The organism is Bradyrhizobium oligotrophicum S58 (assembly GCF_000344805.1).
GTDB classification, from domain to species: domain Bacteria; phylum Pseudomonadota; class Alphaproteobacteria; order Rhizobiales; family Xanthobacteraceae; genus Bradyrhizobium; species Bradyrhizobium oligotrophicum.
This window is the reverse complement of sequence record NC_020453.1, coordinates 4,251,806-4,273,548: the sequence shown is the minus strand read 5'-3', so window position 1 is coordinate 4,273,548 and position 21,743 is coordinate 4,251,806. Positions and strand designations below refer to the sequence as shown.

The 21,743-nt window shown below is 66.3% G+C and carries 21 protein-coding genes; 8 read left to right on the top strand and 13 right to left on the bottom strand.

The features are described from left to right. Positions 1-14: 14 nt before the first annotated feature. The gene (locus tag S58_RS18335) at positions 15-1,109 is read right to left on the bottom strand and encodes a lysine-2,3-aminomutase-like protein (RefSeq protein ID WP_015666851.1); all 1,095 of its coding nucleotides are present in this window, start codon (positions 1,107-1,109) and stop codon (positions 15-17) included. Beyond that, positions 1,106-2,158: an EF-P lysine aminoacylase EpmA gene (gene epmA, locus S58_RS18330; protein ID WP_015666850.1), complete on the bottom strand. Its 1,053-nt coding sequence runs from the start codon at positions 2,156-2,158 to the stop codon at positions 1,106-1,108. Before epmA ends, S58_RS18335 begins: the two co-directional genes overlap by 4 nt. 138 nt (positions 2,159-2,296) lie before the next feature. Here epmA and efp point away from each other — a divergent pair, with 138 nt between their 5' ends. The 3 genes from efp to S58_RS18315 all read left to right on the top strand — a co-directional run bounded on the left by efp (position 2,297) and on the right by S58_RS18315 (position 4,884). Then, positions 2,297-2,863, top strand: a complete 567-nt coding sequence (efp, locus tag S58_RS18325; protein ID WP_015666849.1) for an elongation factor P — start codon at positions 2,297-2,299, stop codon at positions 2,861-2,863. 51 nt (positions 2,864-2,914) lie between these two features. Continuing rightward, complete coding sequence (locus tag S58_RS18320; protein ID WP_015666848.1) at positions 2,915-4,546, top strand: M23 family metallopeptidase; 1,632 nt, start codon at positions 2,915-2,917, stop codon at positions 4,544-4,546. 74 nt (positions 4,547-4,620) lie between these two features. Then, complete coding sequence (locus S58_RS18315) at positions 4,621-4,884, top strand: hypothetical protein (RefSeq protein WP_015666847.1); 264 nt, start codon at positions 4,621-4,623, stop codon at positions 4,882-4,884. Between the two features lie 294 nt (positions 4,885-5,178). On the opposite strand, the gene S58_RS18310 is transcribed toward S58_RS18315, so the two are convergent. Beyond that, positions 5,179-5,361 (bottom strand): hypothetical protein, encoded by a 183-nt coding sequence (locus S58_RS18310; RefSeq protein ID WP_015666846.1) that lies wholly within the window; start codon positions 5,359-5,361, stop codon positions 5,179-5,181. A 59-nt stretch (positions 5,362-5,420) separates the two neighbouring features. Then, positions 5,421-5,891 carry a carboxymuconolactone decarboxylase family protein gene (locus S58_RS18305; protein WP_015666845.1) on the bottom strand — a complete coding sequence of 157 codons (471 nt, stop codon included), beginning with the start codon at positions 5,889-5,891 and terminating at the stop codon, positions 5,421-5,423. A gap of 53 nt (positions 5,892-5,944) precedes the next feature. Here S58_RS18305 and S58_RS18300 point away from each other — a divergent pair, with 53 nt between their 5' ends. Together S58_RS18300 and S58_RS18295 are read left to right on the top strand one after the other, a co-directional pair. Continuing rightward, positions 5,945-6,484 (top strand): MarR family winged helix-turn-helix transcriptional regulator, encoded by a 540-nt coding sequence (locus tag S58_RS18300; RefSeq protein WP_015666844.1) that lies wholly within the window; start codon positions 5,945-5,947, stop codon positions 6,482-6,484. 48 nt (positions 6,485-6,532) lie between these two features. After that, positions 6,533-7,765, top strand: a complete 1,233-nt coding sequence (locus S58_RS18295) for a lytic murein transglycosylase (protein ID WP_015666843.1) — start codon at positions 6,533-6,535, stop codon at positions 7,763-7,765. Positions 7,766-7,990: 225 nt separating this feature from the next. Here the strand turns inward: S58_RS18295 and S58_RS18290 are convergent, their stop codons facing one another. Further along, positions 7,991-8,806 (bottom strand): NYN domain-containing protein, encoded by an 816-nt coding sequence (locus tag S58_RS18290; RefSeq protein ID WP_015666842.1) that lies wholly within the window; start codon positions 8,804-8,806, stop codon positions 7,991-7,993. Positions 8,807-8,996: 190 nt separating this feature from the next. Between S58_RS18290 and S58_RS18285 the strand changes: the two genes are divergently transcribed. Beyond that, positions 8,997-10,331: a hypothetical protein gene (locus tag S58_RS18285; RefSeq protein ID WP_015666841.1), complete on the top strand. Its 1,335-nt coding sequence runs from the start codon at positions 8,997-8,999 to the stop codon at positions 10,329-10,331. A 168-nt stretch (positions 10,332-10,499) separates the two neighbouring features. Then, the gene (locus S58_RS18280; protein WP_015666840.1) at positions 10,500-10,901 is read left to right on the top strand and encodes a hypothetical protein; all 402 of its coding nucleotides are present in this window, start codon (positions 10,500-10,502) and stop codon (positions 10,899-10,901) included. 55 nt (positions 10,902-10,956) lie between these two features. Here S58_RS18280 and S58_RS18275 read toward each other — a convergent pair whose 3' ends face one another. From S58_RS18275 to recJ, 4 genes are all read right to left on the bottom strand, one after another. Then, positions 10,957-11,346, bottom strand: coding sequence for a hypothetical protein (locus S58_RS18275; RefSeq protein ID WP_042339833.1), 390 nt, complete (start codon positions 11,344-11,346; stop codon positions 10,957-10,959). 185 nt (positions 11,347-11,531) lie between these two features. Beyond that, on the bottom strand, positions 11,532-11,972 hold the full coding sequence (locus S58_RS18270) for a 2'-5' RNA ligase family protein (RefSeq protein ID WP_244440601.1): 441 nt from the start codon (positions 11,970-11,972) through the stop codon (positions 11,532-11,534). 107 nt (positions 11,973-12,079) lie between these two features. Then, the gene (locus S58_RS18265) at positions 12,080-13,069 is read right to left on the bottom strand and encodes a serine hydrolase domain-containing protein (RefSeq protein WP_244440600.1); all 990 of its coding nucleotides are present in this window, start codon (positions 13,067-13,069) and stop codon (positions 12,080-12,082) included. A gap of 886 nt (positions 13,070-13,955) precedes the next feature. Continuing rightward, complete coding sequence (gene recJ, locus S58_RS18260) at positions 13,956-15,797, bottom strand: single-stranded-DNA-specific exonuclease RecJ (RefSeq protein WP_015666836.1); 1,842 nt, start codon at positions 15,795-15,797, stop codon at positions 13,956-13,958. A 310-nt stretch (positions 15,798-16,107) separates the two neighbouring features. On the opposite strand from recJ, the gene S58_RS18255 reads away from it, so the two are divergent. Then, a complete protein-coding gene (locus S58_RS18255) occupies positions 16,108-17,193 on the top strand; it encodes a methyl-accepting chemotaxis protein (protein WP_015666835.1) in 1,086 nt (361 codons plus the stop codon). Positions 17,194-17,203: 10 nt separating this feature from the next. Here the strand turns inward: S58_RS18255 and S58_RS18250 are convergent, their stop codons facing one another. The 4 genes from S58_RS18250 to S58_RS18235 all read right to left on the bottom strand — a co-directional run bounded on the left by S58_RS18250 (position 17,204) and on the right by S58_RS18235 (position 21,724). After that, on the bottom strand, positions 17,204-17,923 hold the full coding sequence (locus tag S58_RS18250; protein ID WP_015666834.1) for a haloacid dehalogenase type II: 720 nt from the start codon (positions 17,921-17,923) through the stop codon (positions 17,204-17,206). Between the two features lie 15 nt (positions 17,924-17,938). Then, a complete protein-coding gene (gene glpX, locus S58_RS18245) occupies positions 17,939-18,940 on the bottom strand; it encodes a class II fructose-bisphosphatase (RefSeq protein ID WP_015666833.1) in 1,002 nt (333 codons plus the stop codon). A gap of 204 nt (positions 18,941-19,144) precedes the next feature. After that, on the bottom strand, positions 19,145-20,464 hold the full coding sequence (locus S58_RS18240; RefSeq protein ID WP_015666832.1) for a homoserine dehydrogenase: 1,320 nt from the start codon (positions 20,462-20,464) through the stop codon (positions 19,145-19,147). 39 nt (positions 20,465-20,503) lie between these two features. Beyond that, entirely contained in the window at positions 20,504-21,724 is a 1,221-nt protein-coding gene (locus tag S58_RS18235; protein WP_015666831.1) for an LL-diaminopimelate aminotransferase, read from the bottom strand. Positions 21,725-21,743: the final 19 nt, after the last annotated feature.

The following is a 21,743-nucleotide window of genomic DNA, read 5'->3' as shown; positions in this document are numbered from 1 at the left end:
ATCAGCGAGACACGTCATTCGCCTGGGGGCGGATAGAGGTGCACCTCGCCGCAATAGTCAATCACACGATAGCGCGTTTGCGCACCCGAGGCATGATCCTGCTCAACAGATTCATTGGCAGTGAGGTATTGCGGACCCACTGGCGCCTTGCCGTAGCCGCCGGGAATGTCGAGCACGTAATCGGGCTGGCACAGGCCGGAGACGCGGCCGCGCAGCGATCGAACCAGCTCCTGGCCGTGCGCCAGGCTGGTGCGCAGATGCGCGGTGCCCGGCGCGAGGTCGCCATGGTGCAAATAATACGGCTTGATGCGGGTTTCGACGAAGGCGCGCATCAGCGCTTCCAAGGTCGCCGCATCGTCGTTGACCCCGCGCAGCAGCACCGACTGGCTGACCATGGGAATGCCGGCATCGACCAGCCGCGCGCAGGCGGTGCGCACCTCTGCGCTGAGCTCGCGCGGATGATTGGCGTGCAGCGCGACCCAGGTCGCCGCGCCCTGCACCTTGAGCGCATCGACCAGCGCCGGCGTGATGCGGTGGGGATCGGCGACCGGCAGCCGCGTGTGGAGGCGGATGATCTTGACGTGATCGATGGCGGCGAGATCGGCCATGACCTCCTTCAGCCGCCGCGGCGACAGCATCAGCGGATCGCCACCGGTGAGGATCACCTCCCAGATCTCGCCATGCCCTCGGATATAGGCGAGCGCCGCGCGATAAGCCTCCTCCGACAGCGCGTTGTCCTTGCCCGGCCCCACCATCTCGCGGCGGAAGCAGAAGCGGCAATACACGGCGCAGACGTGGACGAGCTTGAGCAGCACGCGATCGGGATAGCGGTGCACGATGCCCGGCACTGGTGCATGCGCGTCATCGCCGATGGGATCGCCACGCTCGCCGGGCGCTGCCTTCAGCTCGTCCGGGCTGGGCACGAATTGCCGCGCGATCGGATCGTCGGGATCGTTCGTATCGATCAGGTCGGCGAGGTGGGTCGTCACCGCGACCGCATAGCGCTGCGCCACGCGCTCGAGTGCCGCCTGCTCGCTTGGCTCAGCGAGGCCTTGTGCGACCAGATCCGCGGCGCTTCGCAGCGTCGTGGGACGTTCGATCCTGTTCATCGCTCACCTGCCGGCGGCGTCCACACCACCTGATCGATCCTGACGGCACCGGCGGCCAGCATCACCAGCCGGTCGAAACCGAGCGCCACGCCGCTCGCCTGCGGCATCGCGGCCACAGCGGCGAGGAAATCCTCGTCGAGCGGGTAGCGCTCGCCATAGCGCCGCTGCTTCTCCGCCATCTCGTCCTCGAAGCGGCGGCGCTGCTCGGCGGCATCGGTGAGCTCGCCGAAGCCGTTGGCGAGCTCGACGCCGCAGGCATAGACCTCGAACCGTTCGGCCACCCGTGGCTCGCCGGCCTTGGCCCGCGCCAGCGCCGCTTCCGGCGCCGGATATTCATACAGCACGGTCACCCGCCCGTTGCCGAGCTTCGGCTCGACATGCTCGACCAAGAGCTTGCTGAACAGGTCCGACCAGGTGTCGTCGTCGCTGATCCTGACCTTGCCGTGGGCCACGGCCGCCAGCCCGTCGCGGTCTCCCGTCTTGTCGCGAATGGTCGCCAGCAGGTCGATGCCGGCATGGCGCTCGAAGGCGGCGGCGACGGTCAGCAGCTCGGGCTCGGCGAAGGGATCGGCGGTCCGGCCGCGGAAGCCGAACTGCCGGATTCCGGTCGCCTGCGCGGCATGGGCGATCACCACCACCGTATCGGCCATGATCGCGTCATAGGGCGCCTCAGCCCGGTACCATTCCAGCATCGTGAATTCCGGCAGGTGCAGATCGCCGCGCTCGCGGTCTCGGAAAACCCGGGCGAATTCGAAGATGCGGCGCTCGCCGGCGGCCAGGAGCTTCTTGCAGGCGAATTCAGGAGAGGTTCTTAGATACCGTCGATGCCGGGTTCCCTCAGCGTCGGTCAGCTCCGTCCGCGGCGCGTGCAGGTGGGTCTCGTTGCCCGGCGACAGCTGCAGGATGCCGGTTTCGACCTCGGTGAAGCCCTGCTCCTCGAACCAGGCCCGCAAGGCACGGACGATGGCCGCCCGCGCCTTCAGGAACGGCCTGAGATCGGCGTGCCGCTGCGGCGACCACCAGGGCGAGGGCGCAGGCTCCCGGGACATCAGAGGGTCCCCTGCCCGGGCCGCAAAAGACTGGCAACCCCGGACAAAATCAGTATGTTGCCGCCCGAAACCGCATTCCGCGTCGCGCGGCGCCCCGGCCCAGTCCGGCGCCCCCCTTTCAGTGTCAGGAAAACAGCTTTGAAAGTCATCGCCAGCTCTATTCGCAAGGGTAACGTCATTGAGCAAGATGGAAAGCTCTATGTCGTCGTGACCGCCGAGAACATCCATCCCGGCAAGGGCACGCCCGTCAGCCAGATCGAGATGCGCCGAATCAGCGACGGCGTGAAGATCTCGGAGCGCTACAAGACCACCGACCAGGTCGAGAAGGCGACGATCGAAGAGCGCAACTTCACCTTCCTGTACGAGGATGCCGACGGCTTCCACTTCATGAACCCGGAGAGCTACGACCAGGTCCAGGTGCCGAAGGACGTGGTCGGCAATCAGGCGGCCTATCTCCAGGAAAATATGACCGTCAAGCTGTCGATGCACGACGTGGTGCCGGTGTCGATCACGCTGCCGCAGCGCGTCACGCTCGAAGTGGTCGAGACCGAGCCGGTCACCAAGGGCCAGACCGCGTCGTCGTCGTACAAGCCGGCGGTGCTCTCCAATGGTGTCCGGACCGGCGTGCCGGCGCACATCACGGTCGGCACCCGCATCGTCGTCATGACCGAGGACGGCTCCTACTGCGAGCGCGCCAAGGACTGAAGCTGATGGGCGGGGCAGCGGCATGATCTGACGCCGGGGGGCGCGGGGGAGTTGGGGGCAAGGGTCACCATCATCATCGCCGCCCTGGCGGCGATCATCACGCTGGCCGCGTCGTCGACGGGGCGCGCGGCGGATGGGTTTGCGATGCCCGCCGTCACCGTCAACCGGGCCGATTGGCGTGCGGCGCTGGACCAGCTCCGCTCCGAGCTCAACGCGGCGCCCGAGGTCGCCGCCGACTTCGCCCTGTCAGCGCGCCGGCGCAGCATTCCAGCCGACGATGCGCGACGAAGACCCGCGCTGGTCCAGCTCAACGGCGTGACCTCTGCCATCTTCACGGGGATCGGACGCAGTCCGGTCCCCGTTTTGCTGCCGTTCGACACCACCACCTATCTCGTCGCGCGCCGCAAAGGCCCCATCGAGCCGCGTGACCTGCCGCGCTATCAGGCCGACTTCCAGACCGACCTGTTCGACGCCGGCCCATCTGGCTACGACGCCGTGTTCTCGCTTGCGCCGGACGTGACCTCCGGCCTGCCGTCGCGCATCTTCGCCAAGCCGGTCGAGATCCAGATCACCGGATCGCTCGTCACCTACGATGTCGCCGATCCCGCTGATGGCAAGGGCGACGCCGTCAAGGCGCTCGCTGCGCAATACCCCGATCTGCGCCGCTTCATCCGCGAGGGCTATGTCCGCTACGCCTTCACGCGGTTCGGCGTGCCCTATGTGGTCTCGATCCAGTGCCTCGACAGTGCGCCGCGGCCGCGCCGGCTCGCCTGCCGCGAGGCCTATCCGATCGCCGAGCGCTTTCTGCGAGCGCTGCGCATCGGCGGCGGCCTGCCGTCGCGAACCCCGCCTGAGATCGCCCCGACCGCCGCTGAGCGGCCGCCGACGTTCGACGCCGACTTCACCTATCGCCCGGTCGGTGACATCGTCGCCAACTCAGGCGCGCGCGGCCAGAGCGGCCGCGCCGATCGCACCGCCTATTCGCAGATCCGCTATCCGCTCGACGCGCCGGCCTATGTGCACTCGCAATCGTTCGGCCGCAGGCGCGCGAGCGACAAGCTCGATCAGCCGTGGAGCCAGTATCCCTGGCGCGACAATTTCTGCGAGGCACGTGACTTCAATGTCGGCCAGTGCGCCAGCGGCTTCGGCCATCAGGGCCAGGATCTCAGGCCCGGCGCCTGTCCGGTGCGCCGTGACGGCACCGAGGGCTGCGACCCGTGGCGGCAGCGGGTGCTCGCGGTGCGCGACGGCGTCGTGATCCGCTCGACCAAACAACAGGCCGTCACCGTGCAGGTCAACAGCGGCACCGAGCACATCCGCTTCCGCTACATGCACATGAATCCCGCGGCGATGGATGCCGACGGCCTGCTCAACGGCCGCAGCCTTCGCGAGGGCGAGCCGATCGGCGTGGTTTCGAACTATCTCGACCATCCCAACGGCACCACGCGCCATCTGCATTTCGACGTCCAGCTGTTCACGCGCGACGGCTGGATCTGGGTCAATCCCTATATGACGCTGATCGCGGCTTACGAGCGGCTGATCGGGGGCCGCGGCCGCGAGATCGGCTCTGAGATGGCGGCAACGCCGCCCCCGGCGACCACCGGGACCATCGGAACGCCGCCGCAGGGATCCTCGCCGCTTGGGCCTGCCGCCGACGCCGCCGCCGGGCGCGATCGCAACTGACCACCGCGCGGCCGCCGGACCTGCTGGAACCGACCCTCAAGGCTGCGGGTTAGATGTCGGAGGGAGGATCGCGGATGACGACAGGCACGCCTCATCGCAGGACCGGACTGGCGCTGGTGTCAGCGGCGATCGCGCTCATATGCGTCGGTGCGCTCACCATGCTGGTGCGCGACCGCTGGCATCCGCCCGAGATCAAATCCGCCGAACAGGCGCGCCGCTCGACCACAGGCCAGGTCGCCCGCGCCGCCGGGGCACGCGTGATGCCGACCGACCCCAGCCTTGCGGTCGAGCCAAAGCCGGAAGGCCCCAAGCGCGCGCAGCCGGCCAATCCGTTCTGAGCGTGGGACGTGCTGATTAGTTCGAGCTGATTGCAGCCGCCATCTGTCTCCCGCAGCTCTCAGAGAGACAAGAGATGGCCCGGCATCGAAGGTGCGCTCCCTCGCCTCCCGTTCTTACGGGGGCACGACGAGCTTCGCTCGCGCCCCCGCAAGCGGGGCGAGGTGCACCGCGCAAGATGCACTATCTTGGTTCAAATCGAACTCAAAGAAACGAACCTGGCGATCCGTGTGGACGAATTCGAGCACGCACACTTGATGTCAGCACGCTCACCCCGGTTCGTCACGGGGAAAGAGTCACGCCGACCACTTGTCCTCTTCGCGCCGGTGCTCCTCGGCATTGAGGCGCTCGGCAATCTCGTGCGCCATCGCTTCGTTCTTCGTCGTTGCGATCGGCTTGCCGTCCTGGCGTTGCACGCGCTCCTTGTCGGCCTCCAGCGGGAAATCCTCCGGCTTGAGCGGTTCGTTCGTCCCGGTCATGCGCGCCTCCTCTGCTTTTAACGCATAACCCGCTCGGCACGGCTGCGGTTCCCCGCAGCTCAAGGCGCTGTGCGCGCCGGCCGCTCGGGCGGCGTCCAGCGGAAGGCCACGCCGTAGCGATTCCAGAGATTGATCACGCCGACCGCCGACGTCAGGAACACCAGCTCCGTCTCCGAGAATTCAGCCCGGGCCTCGGCATAGACTTCGTCGTCGACGCCCCCCTGCAGCGTGGTCAGCGCCTCGGTGAACGCCAGCGCCGCACGCTCGCGTGGCGAGAATTGCGGCGCCTCGCGCCACGCCACGACGAGATTGATCTTGTCGGCGGAGACGCCGAGCTTCTCGGCCAGCAGCACGTGATGCTGCACGCAGAACGCACAGCCGTTGATCTGCGACGCGCGGATCTTGATCAGCTCGAGCAGCTGCTTGTCGAGCCCGGCCTTGGCTGCCTGCTGGCTGACGGCAAGAATGGCGTCATAGAGCTCCGGCGCCAGGCTCCTGAAGTCCTTGTACTCGCTGCGTGCATGTGACATGTGGCGTCTCTCGTGTTATCATATGTCTGTCAACTTATCAGAGCTCTGATATCATGCGCAAGCCGAAGGCATTGACGACCTCGCGAGCGCCGACGACGTCGCGCACCCCGCGCAAGTTAAAGCCACCGGCGCGGCCGATCCGCCCACCATCTCCGGGCGAGGGCAAGCGCGGCGAGGACGGCTACCTTGCCTACCTGCTGCGCCAGGCGCAGGCCGCGGCGCGGCTGTCGCTGGACCGCGCGCTCACCTCGACCGGACTGACCCATCCGCAATTCGTGGTGTTGACGATGCTGAAGGCCTATCCGGGACTGTCCGGTGCCGACCTCGCCCGCGTCGCCCTGCTGACGCCGCAGACCGTCAACGTCATCATCGGCAATCTGGAGCGCGACGGTGCGATCCGCAGGACGCCGCATCCCGTGCATGGCCGGGTGCTACAGTGGGACCTGACCCGCCACGGCCTCGCTTTGCTCGTCAAGGCGCGGCGCCAGGCCACCGCGCTGGAGCGGCGGCTGACCGGCGGCCTGAGCAGGCGGGACCTCGCAACCATCCGCCGCTGGCTCGCCCGGATCGCCGCCGAGCTCCATCAGGCGTGAAAGTTCCCGCTTTGCCGTTCCCTCCCCGCAGCGGGTAGAATGGCCGCCATGACACAGCCCGATTCACAGCCCGCTTCCCTGACCCGCCGCGCCCTGCTCCGCTCCGGCCTCGGCACCGCCGCGCTGCTCGTCCCTGCCCTCCCGGCAATGGCTGCGCCGGCCGAGTTCGAGGCCTGGCGCGACGGCTTTCGTGCCCGCGCGCTCGCCAAGGGCATCTCGCAGTCGACCTGGACCCGGGTCATGGCGCGGCTCGAGCCGGACATGACCGTGTTCAAGGAAATGCGCAACCAGCCGGAGTTCAAGGAACAGCTCTGGCAATACGTCAACCGCCGCGTCTCCGACTGGCGCGTCATCAACGGCAAGATCGCGCTGAAGCAGAACGAGGCGCTGTTCGCGCGCATCGAGAAGGATTTTGGCGTCGAGCGCGGCACCTTGCTGGCACTGTGGGGTGTCGAGTCCGCGTTCGGCGATCCCTTGGTGCAGCAGAACCACATGCGCCCGGTGTTTCCCGCACTCGCCGCGCTCGCCTGGAACGAGCCGCGCCGCAAGGCCTATTGGGAGACCGAGCTCACCAACGCGCTGAAAATCGTCGACCGCGGCTGGAGCACGCCGGAGGAGATGCGCGGCTCCTGGGCCGGGGCCATGGGTCACACGCAATGGATGCCCGAAGTCTGGCTCAATGTCGGCTTCGACTATGACGGCGACGGCAAGATCAACCCGTTCGGGCGGCCCGACGACGCGCTCGGCTCGACCGCGCGCTATCTCGTCAACCGCGGCAAATATCACCGCGGCGAGCATTGGGGCTACGAGGTGCGCGCGCCCGGCAACATGTCAGGCAGCCGTAGCTATGCCACCTGGCAAGCGGCCGGAATCACCCGCGCCGACGGCGAGCCGTTCCCGCAGCCGAGCGCTTCAGCGCAGCTGTGGATCCCGGTCGAGGGCGGCCCCGCCTTCCTGCTCGGACCAAATTTCTACTCGGTGAAGTCCTACAATCCGGCGATGAGCTACGCGCTCGCGATCTGCCATCTCGGCGATCGCATCCTGGGCGCACCGCCCTTCCTGCAACCCTTCCCCGGCTCGGAACGCGCGCTGACGCTCGCCGAGGTGCAGGAGATGCAGAAGCGCCTGACCGCCGCCGGCTTCGACACCGGCGGCACCGACGGCCGCGTCGGCAACGACACCATGAAGGCGATCCGCGACTTCCAGGCCAAAGCCGGTATTGCGCCGGCTGACGGCTATGGCGGGCTGAAGGTGCTGGCGAAGCTGCGGCAGGGCGGCTGAGCAGCGCAGTCGTCGCGCCGAAACAGCGCGCGTTCCTATCGCCTGACTTGCGTTGTGGCAAAGAAAGGGAGGATGGGCAAAGGCGCAGCACTGCTCTCTCCCAACGACAGATCGCGCTGGCGCCGTGCCCACCATCTCGCCGCCGCGCATGCCACCCAACGGTGGGCACGCTGCCGCCTTCGGCGGCCGCTTTTTGCCCACCCTACTCTCGACGAGCAGGCTGAACTACGCCTTGATTGCCGCCTCGCGCTGTCCAGACCTCGGCGTCCTCGCTCTTGGCTGCGGGACCGTCGCCTTGGGCTGCGGCGGGCTCGCCGCCTTGACGCGGATACGCACCGAGCCGCCGCCCTTGGACTGCTCCTCGATCTCGAAGCCGCCGGTCTTGCGCACGAGATCGCTCAGCTTGCGGCAGCCATAGGTCCGCGGGTCGAAGTCGGACACCAGGTTGGAGAGCTGCTTCCCGACCTCGCCGAGCGCGACCCAGCCGTCCTCGCTCTCCATCTGGGTGATGACCTTCTTGATCATCGGCGTCGCCGCGGTGACCGGCAGCAGCGGCTTCGGCGCCGCTGCGCTACCCGCATCCTTGCTTGCAGCATCGTTGCGCAAATTCTCCGTGTAGATGAACCTGCGGCAGGCCTGTCGGAAGCTCTCCGGCGTCTTCTGCTCGCCGAAGCCGAACACGTCGATGCCCTGCTCGCGGATGCGCGCCGCAAGCCGCGTGAAATCGCTGTCGGACGACACCAGGCAGAAGCCGTCGAAGCGGCCGCTGTGCAGCAGGTCCATCGCGTCGATCACCAGCGTGATGTCTGAGGCGTTCTTGCCGGTCGTGTAGGCGAACTGCTGCTGCGGCACGATCGCGTGCCTGGCCAAGGTGTCGGCCCAGGGCTTGGAGCGCGGGCTGGAGAAGTCGCCATAGATCCGGCGCACGCTGGCCTCGCCGATCTTGGCGATCTCCTCGAACAGCCCGTCCACGATCTTGGCCGAGGCATTGTCGGCATCGATCAGAACGGCAAGACGCGGCGAGCGGGCTTCGGACGGCATGACTTGATCTCTCAAAAGCATCTGGTTTCGTTCGTATCACGCTCGCTGGGTCCCGTCAGACAAACTTTCTCGGAAGGCACATCGTTTACCACGGCGATGGCCAGCCGCGTTCACGTGGCGGTCCCGACTCAGATCCATTGCCCGATTCTGATAGGCTGGCGCCGTCTCTCTTCAAATCAGGCAGCGGCCGATGTCCTCATCATCCGATCAGCGGTTCGACGTCCGGATCGTGGCGCGACATCGTTCCGATGGCCCGGCAGCCCCCGGCCCGGCTCATCCGCATGCGTCGCTGCCGCGGTTCGATGACAATGTGCGGGTCTGGCTGTCGTCGGAATTCGTCGATCCCGTTGAATATTTCCGCTTCGATCGGCAGGTTGCGATCTACGAGGCGGCGCGCTGGCCGCTCGGCCTGACTCCCGGCCGCAACAGTGAGGAAAAGGTCGCCATGGCCGGCATGTCCGATGGCGACTTCGATTGGCACGTTCGCTGCGCGCTGCAGTTGCCGTTCCGCTATAGCGGCCTGCGTTTCGGCCCGCCGCCGCGTCGGGATCGTGCCGATCTGTGGATCCGCCATGCCGGCCACTGGAACGGTGATCCGAACCGGTTGGCGGCGATCCTCGCCGGCCTAGCACGTCTGCCGCACGGACGCATTCCCGGACGCAATTACCGAGCGCTCTACGCGCTGACCCCGTTTGCCATCGTCGGCCAGACGTGGTGCGAAGGAGACGATCACTCTCCCGCCTTCATAGTCGATACCACGATCGCGTTCTTCTACACGTTCGAGACGCTCATCCAGGAGTGTCTGATCAGCGAGGCTCTCAAGGCGGGCGCACGCGCCGCGGACGTCCTGCCGCTGTTCGAGCACCGCTACAGCCGGATCCGCGGGCAGCCCAATCTCCTGGTCGATGATCCCTCGACGTTGAAGCTCGCGAGCTACGTCAACGCAGCCATCGACTGGGACAGCCTGCGCGCAACACGGCAGGACGTCATGGGTCGCAAGACGAGTCCGGGATGGATCGGACGAGCTGATCGCGAAATTCTGTTCGACAGTCGCCTGCAGACGCACCTCATGATCGCGATCGCCGCCGCCTGCCACGGCCTTTGTCATTTCACCGCCGGTCGGATCAGTTCGCCGTTGGTGCAGACGCTGGAGGGGCCGCCCACGATCGATGCGCTGGCGCCACGTTGGCTCGGGCATGTGACGGGCGGCTACGATCACGCGGCAGCCTGCGCCGACCTGCTCGAAAGCCTTGCCCAACTCTACAAGCAGGACCTCTCATCCGATCATCTGCGCGGCATTCCGATTCCGCCTTGGCGATCCTCGAGCGGTCCGGTCGAGGCCTCCATCGCAAGCACGCGACCGCACCTGTGGGGCTGCACCTTCGTCGACGCGTTCGACGCCTATCGCTGGAACCTGTTCGACGCCGCACTCGACGACGCGTCCGTCACCCGATGGGCACGCGAGGCCGCCGATTGGGTCGAGCACGGCTGGCTCAGCGCGGTTCCGCCCGATCAGGCTGAGTGATCCGAGACGACCGCTGCCCGCAGCCAGTCTAGCGGCCCGAAGCCCCCGCTTCATCGTTTGCATACGAACAATTTCCGAGTTCCGTGCCGATTCGGATGGTGGCTTTCACCTTCCTTTAATTTGCGTCGCACAACGATGCGCGCGACCCAACGACGGGATCTACGGCAGATGATGAAGGAAGGCACCTATTCCGCCTGGTTCAGGACCCCCAAGGGCCAGGGAACCGGTATCGTCGAGCTGGTGGGCGGCAAGGTCTGCGGCGGCGATACCGTGCTGAGCTATGCCGGCAGCTACGAAGCGCATGGCGATCGGTTTACCGCCATCATCAAGACGAAACGTCACGCCCCGGGACAGCCATCGCTGTTCGGCCCCGACGAGCTGACGCTCAGCCTGGAAGGCTGCTGCCGAGGCACGCCCGTCACATGCTCCGGCTATGCCGCGGAAGCTCCCGACGTCCCGTTCGAGGCGCTTTTGCTGTTCTCTGACTCCGACGACGTCGCGCCTCCCCAGGCTCTTCGGTCGACGCCGAAATTCAATCCGGATCAGCTGCCGAAGCCGTCCTGGCGCTGAGCTTCATCTTGGCGCGCCGCCCGGGCCGCTTCCCGCGCCGCCCTTGCAGGGCCCGTCACTGCGGCTTGCTCCGGCGTGCACTCAGATATCCGCCGACGGCGCCAAGCAGAGGGGTCAACGCGAACAGCGCCAATTGCACCACGAGGCTTCCGCGACCGCTGAGCAGCGCGTAGACGCCAAACCCCATGCACAGGATCGACGAGAGAGCCCCATTCAAGATGTGATCGTGCTTGGCGAGTCGCCCGGACACATAGCCGCCCAACACGGAGCTGAGGGTGCCGAACGTGAACGACAACGCCTTGAAGAGATTGCTCGCCATCAATGCGCGCGGATCGGAGGCCGCGAGCTCCGCCGCGGCCGGTCCCGAGAAGATGAAGACGAGGATCGTGACAGGGAAGATGGCGAGGTTCGTCGACAGGATATCCACGACGCTGCCGACGACCACGCACTTTAACGAAACACGTTTCATCTCACGCGAACCTTCCCCAGCCCTGCGGCAGCTTGCCGGGCAGCGCATCGTCCCGCAAGCGCGATGCGCGTGCAAAGCTTCACCCCTTCGCGCGGCTGTGGCGCCGTCGAACAGATGCCCCCGACTTTGATCTCAGCGCGCTGATGCGGCGGCGCTGATGATCAGGGCTTGGGCAGCCTTTGCTCCGCCACGATCTGCACGGGCGGAAACACGACACAATCAATAACGTCGAACACGACGTGAAAGCGGCCGACGAACGCGCGCGCAAACGCCATCGCATCCTGACGACGATCGTCCGAGATCCGCGTGCCCAGCGTGCAGTGAGGCACCCACGCGCTCGGACGATAGTGAGGGCGGCAAAGCATCGGATCGATCGCTGCCGAGATCGATGCATGCCATCTGGACAGCGTCGGGTTCATCTCAGGTTCGGCCCACAGCACGCAATGAGGGTGCGAGAACCATCTCACGCGATTGAACGCGATCCGCAGCGCCGCGTCGCCTTGAACGGCCGCGCGCATGACGCGCCAAGCCGTCTCGACATCGACCTCGGGCGCATCATAGATCGCGAATGTGACATGAGGCCGGTAGCCCAGCTCGCGCATCGACGGGGAGTCCTCGAACACCGCGACCTGGTCCCACAGCCGCTCGATCTCGCCCGAAGAGGCATGATCGGATCGAAGGTTGATCGCTATGGCCATCGCCGTCTTGCTCAAGGGACCGATGCGCTGATTTTGTCGACGAGATCGAGAAAACGCTGCGTGCGAATACCTTGCTTGTTTACGGCAAGGTCCACCAGTTCGACCAGGACCAGGCGTTTGGACGGCACGACCACGATCAGCTGTCCGCCGTAACCGGAAGCAAAAAAACCGCTGATGTCCGATCGTGCGCTGCTGAAGGTCCACCAGAGATAGCCGTACCCCCGTCCGGGCTGCTCGGCGTCCGAAACGCGGGTGGTCGATGCCGTCACCCATTGCGCGGGGATCAGTTGCGCTCCGTTCCAGCGTCCGCCGTTCAGGAACAGCAGACCAAACCTCGCCAGGTCTCGCGCACTCATCCGAAACACGTAGGCCGGATGCGACGAGGAGGATTCCTTGACGTACACGCCGTCTGCTGCCGAGAAATCCTCCATGCCGACCGGCCGGCCGATCCGCTTCTCGAAGCTCGCAAACACGTCGTCGACGGACTGACGGTAGATCGTGCCGAGTGCGTTGAAGTCCCAATTGTTGTAATACCAGAAGCTGCCCGGTGGATGGCTCTCGCGCGCCGGCCGGCCCTGCTTCATCAGGCCTGTCTCGTAGGACGCGAGATGATAGACTCCGGAGCGTGCCATGAGCAGCTGAAGAACCGTCGCGGTCTTCTCGGCCGGCGAAAGGGCCGGTGGAACGTCGTCGATCTCGAGCGCGGCAAGCGTGCTGTCGAGGTTGATCCGGCCGTCTTCGACGGCGATGCCATACAACGCGCTCAGCAGACTCTTGCGGACGGACCGGACATTGACCTTCGCGCCAAGATCCCCGAATGAGGCAACAATGTCGTCGTCCCTGACGACCATGATCGCCGTCGGCTTCTGTTCGACCGCGAACTCCTGCACCTCGCGGGCGATAGATCCAGACCAGGGCTTTTCATCCGGCCCTGCCGCCTGCCAATGCCGGCCCGGTTCGGCGAGCGCCCAACACGACCCCAGCAAGAGCGCTCCGAACACCACAGGCAGACGTCGCATGCACACTCTCAATCGGCTCGTCGAAAAACGCAACGTCGGGAGCCTAGTGGACGGCGGACAGACCGTACAGAGGTCACGAGCCCCGCGCCTCGCGCGGTGCGCAACGGGCACCGGCGCACGATCATCAATTTCACCCGCAGCATCAGACGGATGCCGGCAATCGTCCGACCGGCCGGAAAATTCCACTTGCTTTTCTTCCGAAAATCGGAAATAACATCCTTGTCTCGTCCTCATGAGAGGGGCGCTTCGCGATCGTCATGAACGTGGAGGGCGGGATGCGGTGGCCGCGATCTTGTCGCAGCGTGCTTCATGCGCGCGGACGAACGGCAAGTTGCGGACGTGAAGTCGCGTGGTCCTGGCGCCCCGATGCTGGCGCCAGGCTCTTGGGGGATGATGACCCCCGAGGGCGACGGTGGCTAACAAGCCGGACACCGGGGAGATCGCGTATAAGCGTGAAAACCATCGCGCAGGGAATGCCGGTTGATCGGCCTACCTGTGGTCACTGCCGCCTGCTTTTGTTTGCAGGCGGGCCATGGGTGAGGCCTTCACCCGGCATTCCCTGCGCCCTCTTTCATCCATGAGGGCTTTGTTGATGCATCACTCGGGCGCGAATGCGCGGCGAGATCGAACGGTCATGCGAGCCGCGATGCGTCCCACACATTCCGCTGTCGTCCCGGGCAAGCCCCCCGCGCGCAGCGCGTGGGGCGCCGACCCGGGATCCATACCCACAGGGAGCCGTGCGAGGCAAAAGCGTCAATGACCAGCTCGTTCTCACAACATCTGCTGCGGCATATGGGTCCCGGATCGGCGCCATGCCGACGCGAAGCGTCGACATGGCTTGTCCGGGACGACATCCGTGTTTGGGCTGCTACCTGATCGTCGCCGGCCCATGGTCCGGCACGGCCACATCCAGCACGCGCAACTGCACGCGCTCGACGCCCTGGTAGCGGTCGACGGTGAGGGTGCCGGCGACATGCAGGATGTCGCCGCGATGCTGAACCAGCGCATTGCCGAGCTTCTGGCCGACGGAGCGGAACGCGATGGCGTTGACGGTGGCGCCGTCGCCGGACTTGAAGCGCAGCTTGAGATGCGCCTGCCCGACCTCGTCGGCATAGACCAATTGATGCGACGGCAGCGCCACGATCGGCTCGGGATTGCCGCTGCCGAAGGGACCGGCGCGATTGAGCGTCGCGACCAGCTCCGGCGTTGCCGCACGCGCGCTGATGGCGCCGTCGATCAGGATCTCGTTGACGTGGCGCGCATCGGCGACGTCAGCCGCGAGCGCGCTTTCCAGATAGGCGCGAAACTCCGCCAGCCGCTCTTTGCGCAGGGTGACGCCGGCGGCCATCGCGTGCCCGCCGCCCTTCATCAGGATGCCCTGCTCCACCGCGTGGCGCACGGCCTTGCCGAGATCGACGCCGGGGATGGAGCGGCCCGATCCGGTGCCGATGCCGCCCGGTTCGAGCGCGATCGCAAAGGCGGGACGCGCAAACTTTTCCTTCAGCCGCGAGGCGACCAGGCCGACGACGCCAGGATGCCAGCCTTCCGACGCGGTGACGATGACGGCGCCCTTGTCCTCCAGCCCGAGCGAGGCCAGCGCCTCGGCCTCCGCCTGCGCCTCGGCGTGCTGCTCGATCACGCGGCGCTCGCTGTTGAGCCGGTCGAGCTCGGCCGCGATGCGCGCGGCTTCCGAGACGTCGCTCTCCAGCAGCAGCCGCACGCCGAGATCGGCGCGGCCGATGCGGCCGCCGGCATTGATGCGCGGCCCGAGCATGAAGCCGAGATGCCAGGCCTCCGGCGGACCGTTGAGGCGCGCCACATCCATCAGTGCGGTGTGCCCGACATGGTCGCGCCGGCGCAGCGCGATCAGGCCCTTGGCGACGAAGGCGCGGTTGAGTGCGATCAGCGGCGCGACGTCGGCGACGGTGCCGAGCGCGACGTGATGCAGCATGGAGAGCAGATCCGGCTCAGGCCGGGTGCTGCTCCAGAAGCCGCGGCCGCGCAGCTCGCGATTGACCGCGACCAGCGTAACCAGCGTCAGCCCGACGGCGGCGAGATAGCCGAGGCCGGAGAGATCGTCGGGCCGGTTCGGATTCACCAGCGCGTCAACCTCCGGAAGCTCCTCGCCGCATTGATGGTGGTCGATCACGACCACGGACATGCCGAGCCGCCGCGCCTCCCCCAGCGGCTCGAGGCTGGTGGTGCCACAGTCGACAGTGACGAGCAAAGTCGCGCCCTTGGCCGCGAGCGCGCGGATGGCCTCGACGTTCGGCCCGTAGCCTTCGAAGATGCGGTCGGGAATGTGGATCAGCGGATCGAGCCCGCAATGGCGCAGGTGCCAGGCGAGCAGCGCCGCCGACGTCGCGCCGTCGACGTCGTAGTCGCCGAAGATCGCGACCTTCTCGCCCTTCATCGCGGCATCGGCGATGCGCTGGGCGGCCGCCTCCATCTGCGTCACCGTGAACGGATCCGGCATCATCTTGCGGATGGTGGGGTCGAGGAAGTCGTTGACCTCCTCGATCCCGACGTCACGCCCGGCGAGCACCCGCGCCAGCATCTCCGGCAGCTGATGGCGCTGCACGATGGCGAGCGCCCGCGCCGCGCCCCGCGCATCCAGGCGGTCGCGCCACAATTTATTGGTCAGCGAAAGCCGCACGCCGAGGAACGCCGGCGGGGCGCTCAGGGGCAGTGCAAGGGCGGATGGTGCCATGGCGCGCGGAGCCTCGCTTGCAGCGCAGCGATTCGAAACGGACGCCGCCGAATCTATAGCAACTCCGACCAGCCAGCAGGTTCCATCGACGGAACCCACTGGAATCCGGTCAGAACAACGGGGAAATCACAGGAAAGTGGGGGAAGCTCATGACCTATACAGGCAGTTGCCTAAAATTGCAGCTGTGTCGAAGGGCGTGCATTAAACAGCCGTTAGGCGAACTTCGTACAATTTCAATCAAATATTACGCCTGATTTTTTCGCGCAGTCCGGGTCCACGGAGCGGCGCAGCTACATGGAGTTGATTGCCGATGCCGATCGCGCCTGAGTTCAAGACCTCGCCCTCGGTCGCGCCACAAGCGGCTCACAAGGAGGACGAAACCGACGTCTCCGCGCTCATCGCGCGGCTCACCGGCGAGGTCAATCAGATCGCCTGCGAGAAGACCAAGTCGATCCAGCAGATCACCAACCAGATGAAGATGCTGGCGCTGAATGCGCTGATCGAGAGCTCACGGGTGGGCGCGCAAGGCGCGGGCTTCGCCGTGGTGGCCCAGGAGGTCCGCGCCGTCGGCCAGCTCGTCGAGACCATCGCCCGCGAGCTCGAAGGCCAGCTGACGACACGCACCGGCAACCTCAAGAGCTCGATCGAGCGCATGACGGAGCGGGCCCGCGGCGAACGCATGGTCGATCTGGCGCTGAACGCGATCGAGCTGATCGACCGCAATCTTTATGAGCGGACCTGCGACGTGCGCTGGTGGGCGACCGATTCCGCCGTGGTCGATTGCGCGGCGGCGCCCGATGCCGCACGCGTCGCTCATGTCTCCGAACGGCTCGCGGTGATCCTGTCGGCCTACACGGTGTATCTCGATCTATGGCTGTGCGACCCCAGCGGCAAGGTGATCGCTAACGGTCGCGCCGACCGCTTCAACGTGATCGGCCAGAGCGTCGCCGACACCAAATGGTTTCGCGAGGCGCGCGGCCTTCGCTCCGGCGACGACTACGTCGCAGGCGACGTCGAGTGCCAGCCGCTGCTCGGCAACGCCCAGGTCGCGACCTATTGCGCCTCGGTCCGCGAGGACGGCAAGGCGCATGGCAAGCCGCTCGGCGTGCTCGCGATCCATTTCGACTGGGAGGCGCAGGCGCGCGCGATCGTCCAGGGCGTACGCGTCAGCGAGAGCGACAAGGCGCGCGTGCTGCTGGTCGATTCCAATCTGCGCGTGATTGCCTCGTCCGACGGCCAGGGGATTCTCAGCGAGCGGGTGTCGCTCAGGCTCGACGGCAAGCACAGCGGTTTCTATCAGGACGCGTCGGGACGCATGGTCGCCTTCCACGCTACGCCTGGCTACGAGACCTATAAGGGTCTCGGCTGGTACGGCGTGATCATGTCGGGCGCGTGAGGCAGGAGGATCAGCAGCCCAGGCGATCAGCGATGCCGCCGAAATCGTCGGCGACGATGTCCCAGGCGCCGGTCGCGTTGAAATCGCGGCTCTGCAGCGGCCCGTATTCAGTTGGGCGGGCGACGAAGGCGGTCTTCAGGCCGTAGCGTTGCGCGGCCTCAAGATCATTGTTGTGCGCGGCGACCATCATGACCTCGCCCGGCGCCAGACCAAGGAGACGCGCGGCGCCCAGATAGGTCTCGGGATCGGGCTTGTAGTGCGCGAACAGTTCGGCTGACAGCACGAGGTCCCACGGGAGACCGGCGAACTTCGCCATGTTGGTGAGCAGCGCGACATTGCCGTTGGAGAGCGGCGCAATGATGTATTTGGACTTCAGCCGGGTCAGCCCGGCGACACTGTCGGCCCACGGGTGCAGCCGGTGCCAGCCGCGGGTGAGATGATCGAGATCGGCCTCGGTCAGGCCGGTGATTCCGAGCTGGGCGACAAGCGTCTCCAGCGAGCGCCGGTGCAGCACGTCGAGGATGACGTAGCCGCGCTCAGGGTGCCTGCGGACCTCGTCCATCGATCCGACATAGAGCCCGCGCCAGCCATCGACCAGCGCGGTCCAATCACCCTGGATGCCGCGGGTCTTCGACCACGCGGTGAAATCGTTGATGAGACTCGTGCGCCAGTCGACCACGGTGCCGAACACGTCGAACACCAGCGCCTTGACCGCGGACAGATCGGACATGGCAGCATTCCGCCGTCAGTCGAGGTGGAATTTCTCGAGCTGGCGATGCTCGGCGCGGATGTAGCGCACGGTGCCGGTGACCGAGCGCATCACGACGGTCTCGGTCTCGATGACGCCGTCCTTGCGGAACTTGACGCCGGAGAGCAGCGAGCCGGTGGTGACGCCGGTGGCCGCGAACAGGCAGTCGCCGCGGGCCATGTCCTCGATGCCGTAAATCATCTTGGGATCGTTGACGCCCATCTTGGCCGCGCGCTCCCGCTTCTCCTCGGTGTCGAGGATCAGGCGGCACTGCATCTGACCGCCAATGCAGCGCAGCGCCACCGCGGCCAGCACGCCTTCCGGCGCGCCGCCGGTACCCATATACATGTCGACACCGGTGTCCTCAGGCGTAGCGGTGTGAATGACGCCGGCGACGTCGCCATCCGTGATCAGGCGAACCGCGGCGCCGGTGGAGCGCACGCCCTGGATGATGTCGGCGTGGCGCGGGCGGTCGAGCACCAGCACCGTGATCGCGCCGGGCTCGACGCCCTTGGCCTTCGCCAGCCGGCGAACATTGTCGGCCGGGGTCGCATCGATGTCGACCACGCCCTTGGCGTAGCCCGGGCCGACTGCGATCTTCTGCATGTAGACGTCGGGGGCATGCAGCAGCGTGCCGCCATCGGCCATCGCCATGGTGGCGATCGCGCCCGGCATGTTCTTGGCGCAGAGGGTGGTGCCTTCGAGCGGATCGACCGCGATGTCGACCTTCGGGCCGGCGTTGAGGCCGACCTTCTCGCCGATGTACAGCATCGGCGCCTCGTCGCGCTCGCCCTCGCCGATCACCACCGTGCCTTCGATCGGCAGCTTGTTGAGCTCGCGACGCATCGCGTCCACGGCCGCCTGGTCGGCCGGCTTCTCCTGGCCATGGCCGCGCAGCCGTGCCGCCGACACCGCCGCACGCTCGGTCACGCGCACCAGCTCCAGCGTCAGGATGCGCTCGAGCAACAATTGCTGCGGGACAGAAATCTGCGTCGACATCGGTCAACTCCTCAAGACGTCACGGCGGACACCCGCCATCAAAATCTACCGCTCAAACGTCGCCAGCACGGACGGCGCACCGATCAGACAGCTGGCCCGGATGGCCGTTTCCCGCCTGTCGACTCCCCCGGTTTGAGCATGAAGTTTGGGCAAACGCCATGCGTTTGTTTGAGCAGAGACAAACGGTTCCCTGAGCATCCTGCCCTAATTCTTCTCGATCCGGATGACCTGCGGCTTGCCGCTGATGACCTTGTCGCGCTGCACCGCCTGCAGGGCGCGATGCACTGCGTCCTCGTGGGTCGCGTAGGTGATCAGGATCACCGGCACCGGCGCGGACTTGCCGGCAGTCTTCGGCGGCTCGCTGCCGTTTGGATGACGCTGCACGATCGATTCGATCGAGATCTTCTGTTCGGCAAGCCGGGTCGCGATGGTCGCGGCGGTCCCGGCATGGTCGCGCGCCATCAGGCGGATGTAGTAGCCGCCCTCATGCCGCTCCATCGGCGCCTTCTCGGTCGCCCGCAGCTTGTCGACCGGACGCCCGAACGGTGCCGCACGGATGCCGCGCGCGACGTCGGCGATGTCGGCAACGACGGCGGACGCCGTCGCGGCGCCCCCTGCTCCCGGCCCCACCAGCGTGATCGGTGGAATGCCCTCGCCGTCGATCGTGACCGCGTTGGTGACGCCCATCACCTGGGCGATCGACGAGGATTTCGGCACCATCGTTGGATGCACCCGCTGCTCGATGCCCTTTGCGGTGCGCACGGCGACGCCGAGCAGCTTGACGCGGTAGCCGAGCTCAGCTGCCGCCTTGAGATCTTCCGGGGCGATCGAAGAGATGCCTTCCACATAGATGGATTTTTCGGCCACCTGGGTGCCGAAGGCCAGGCTCGCGAGGATCGCGAGCTTCTGCGCGGTGTCGTGGCCATGGATGTCGAACGACGGATCGGCTTCGGCATAGCCGAGGCGCTGGGCGTCCTTCAGGCACTCGTCGAACGACAGCCCCTCCTGCTCCATCCGGGTCAGGATGTAGTTGCAGGTGCCGTTGAGGATGCCATAGACGCGGCTGATACCGGTGCCGGCGAGACCCTCGCGCAAGGTCTTGATCACCGGGATGGCTGCGCAGACGGCCGCCTCGAAATTCAGTGCGCCGCCATGCTTCTCGGCCGCCTTGGCGAGCTTCAAGCCATGCTTGGCGATCAGTGCCTTGTTGGCCGTCACCACCGACTTGCCAGCCTTCAGCGCGGTGTCGATCGCCGACAGCGCGGGATCGCCCGCGCCGCCCATGAGCTCGACCAGGCAGTCGACCTCCGGATCGCTGGCCAGCGCCAGCGCGTCCTTGGCCCAGGTGATCCCCGAGAGATCGATGCCGCGCTTCTTCGCTTTCGACCGCGCCGTCACGGCCACGACCTTCACTGGGCGCCCCGTCCGCTCGGTGAGCACGCGCCCCTGACGCTCGATGAGACGAACGACCTCGACACCCACGGTGCCGAGGCCCGCGATGCCCACTCTCAGGGGTGCAACCATGGAATCAAAGAACCTGTCGAAAGGAAAGTGCGGGAGGGCTCAGCGCCGGTTGGCGATGGGAACGACGTTGTGCAACGTTTCGATGCCGCTTTCAAGGAAGCGGCGAACGTTGCGCGCGGCCTGCCGGATGCGCTGCTCGTTCTCGACCATCGCAATACGGACGTAGCCTTCGCCATGCTCGCCGAAGCCGACACCCGGCGACACCGCGACACCGGACTTCTCGACCATCAGGGTCGCGAACTGCATGCTGCCGAGGGTCTTGAACTTCTCCGGCAGAGGCGCCCAGGCGAACATCGAGGCCTCCGGCGACGGGATCTCCCAGCCGGCCCGGCCAAACGACTCGACCAGCGTATCGCGGCGCTTGCGATAGACGTCGCGCATCTCGCGGATGCAGTCGTCGGGGCCGTTGAGCGCCGCGGTGGCTGCCACCTGGACCGGCGTGAACGCGCCATAGTCGAGATACGACTTCACGCGCGCAAGTGCGGCAATGATGCGCTCATTGCCGACGGCAAAACCCATGCGCCAGCCCGCCATCGAATAGGTCTTCGACATCGAGGTGAACTCGACCGCGACGTCCATCGCGCCGGGCACCTGCAGCACCGACGGCGGCGGGTTCTTGTCGTCGAAATAGACCTCGGCATACGCGAGGTCCGAGAGGATCAGGATCTCGTGCTTCTTCGCGAATGCGACCAGATCGCGATAGAAGTCGAGGCTCGCGACATAGGCGGTCGGATTGCTGGGATAGCATACGATCAGCGCCAGCGGCTTCGGAATCGAGTGAATGATCGCGCGCTCGGCCGCCTCGAAGAACTGCGGCGTCGGCTCCGACGGCACCGACCGGATCACGCCGCCGGCCATCAGGAAGCCGAACGCATGAATCGGATAGCTCGGATTGGGACAGAGAATGACGTCGCCCGGCGCGGTGATCGCCTGAGCGACGTTGGCAAAGCCCTCCTTAGAGCCGAGCGTCGCCACGATCTGGGTATCGGGATTGAGCTTTACCCCGAAACGACGGTCGTAATAGGCCGCCTGCGCCCGGCGGAGACCGACGATGCCGCGCGACGCCGAGTAGCGGTCGGTGCGTGGCTTGCCCAGCGTTTCCTTGAGCTTCTCCAGCACGTGCGGCGGCGCCGGCAGATCCGGATTGCCCATGCCGAGATCGATGATGTCGGCGCCGGCGTTCCGCGCGGCCGCCTTGGCCCGGTTGACCTGCTCGAACACGTAAGGCGGCAGACGGCGGATGCGATAGAAATCTTCCATGGGTCTCTCGGCTCCGGCA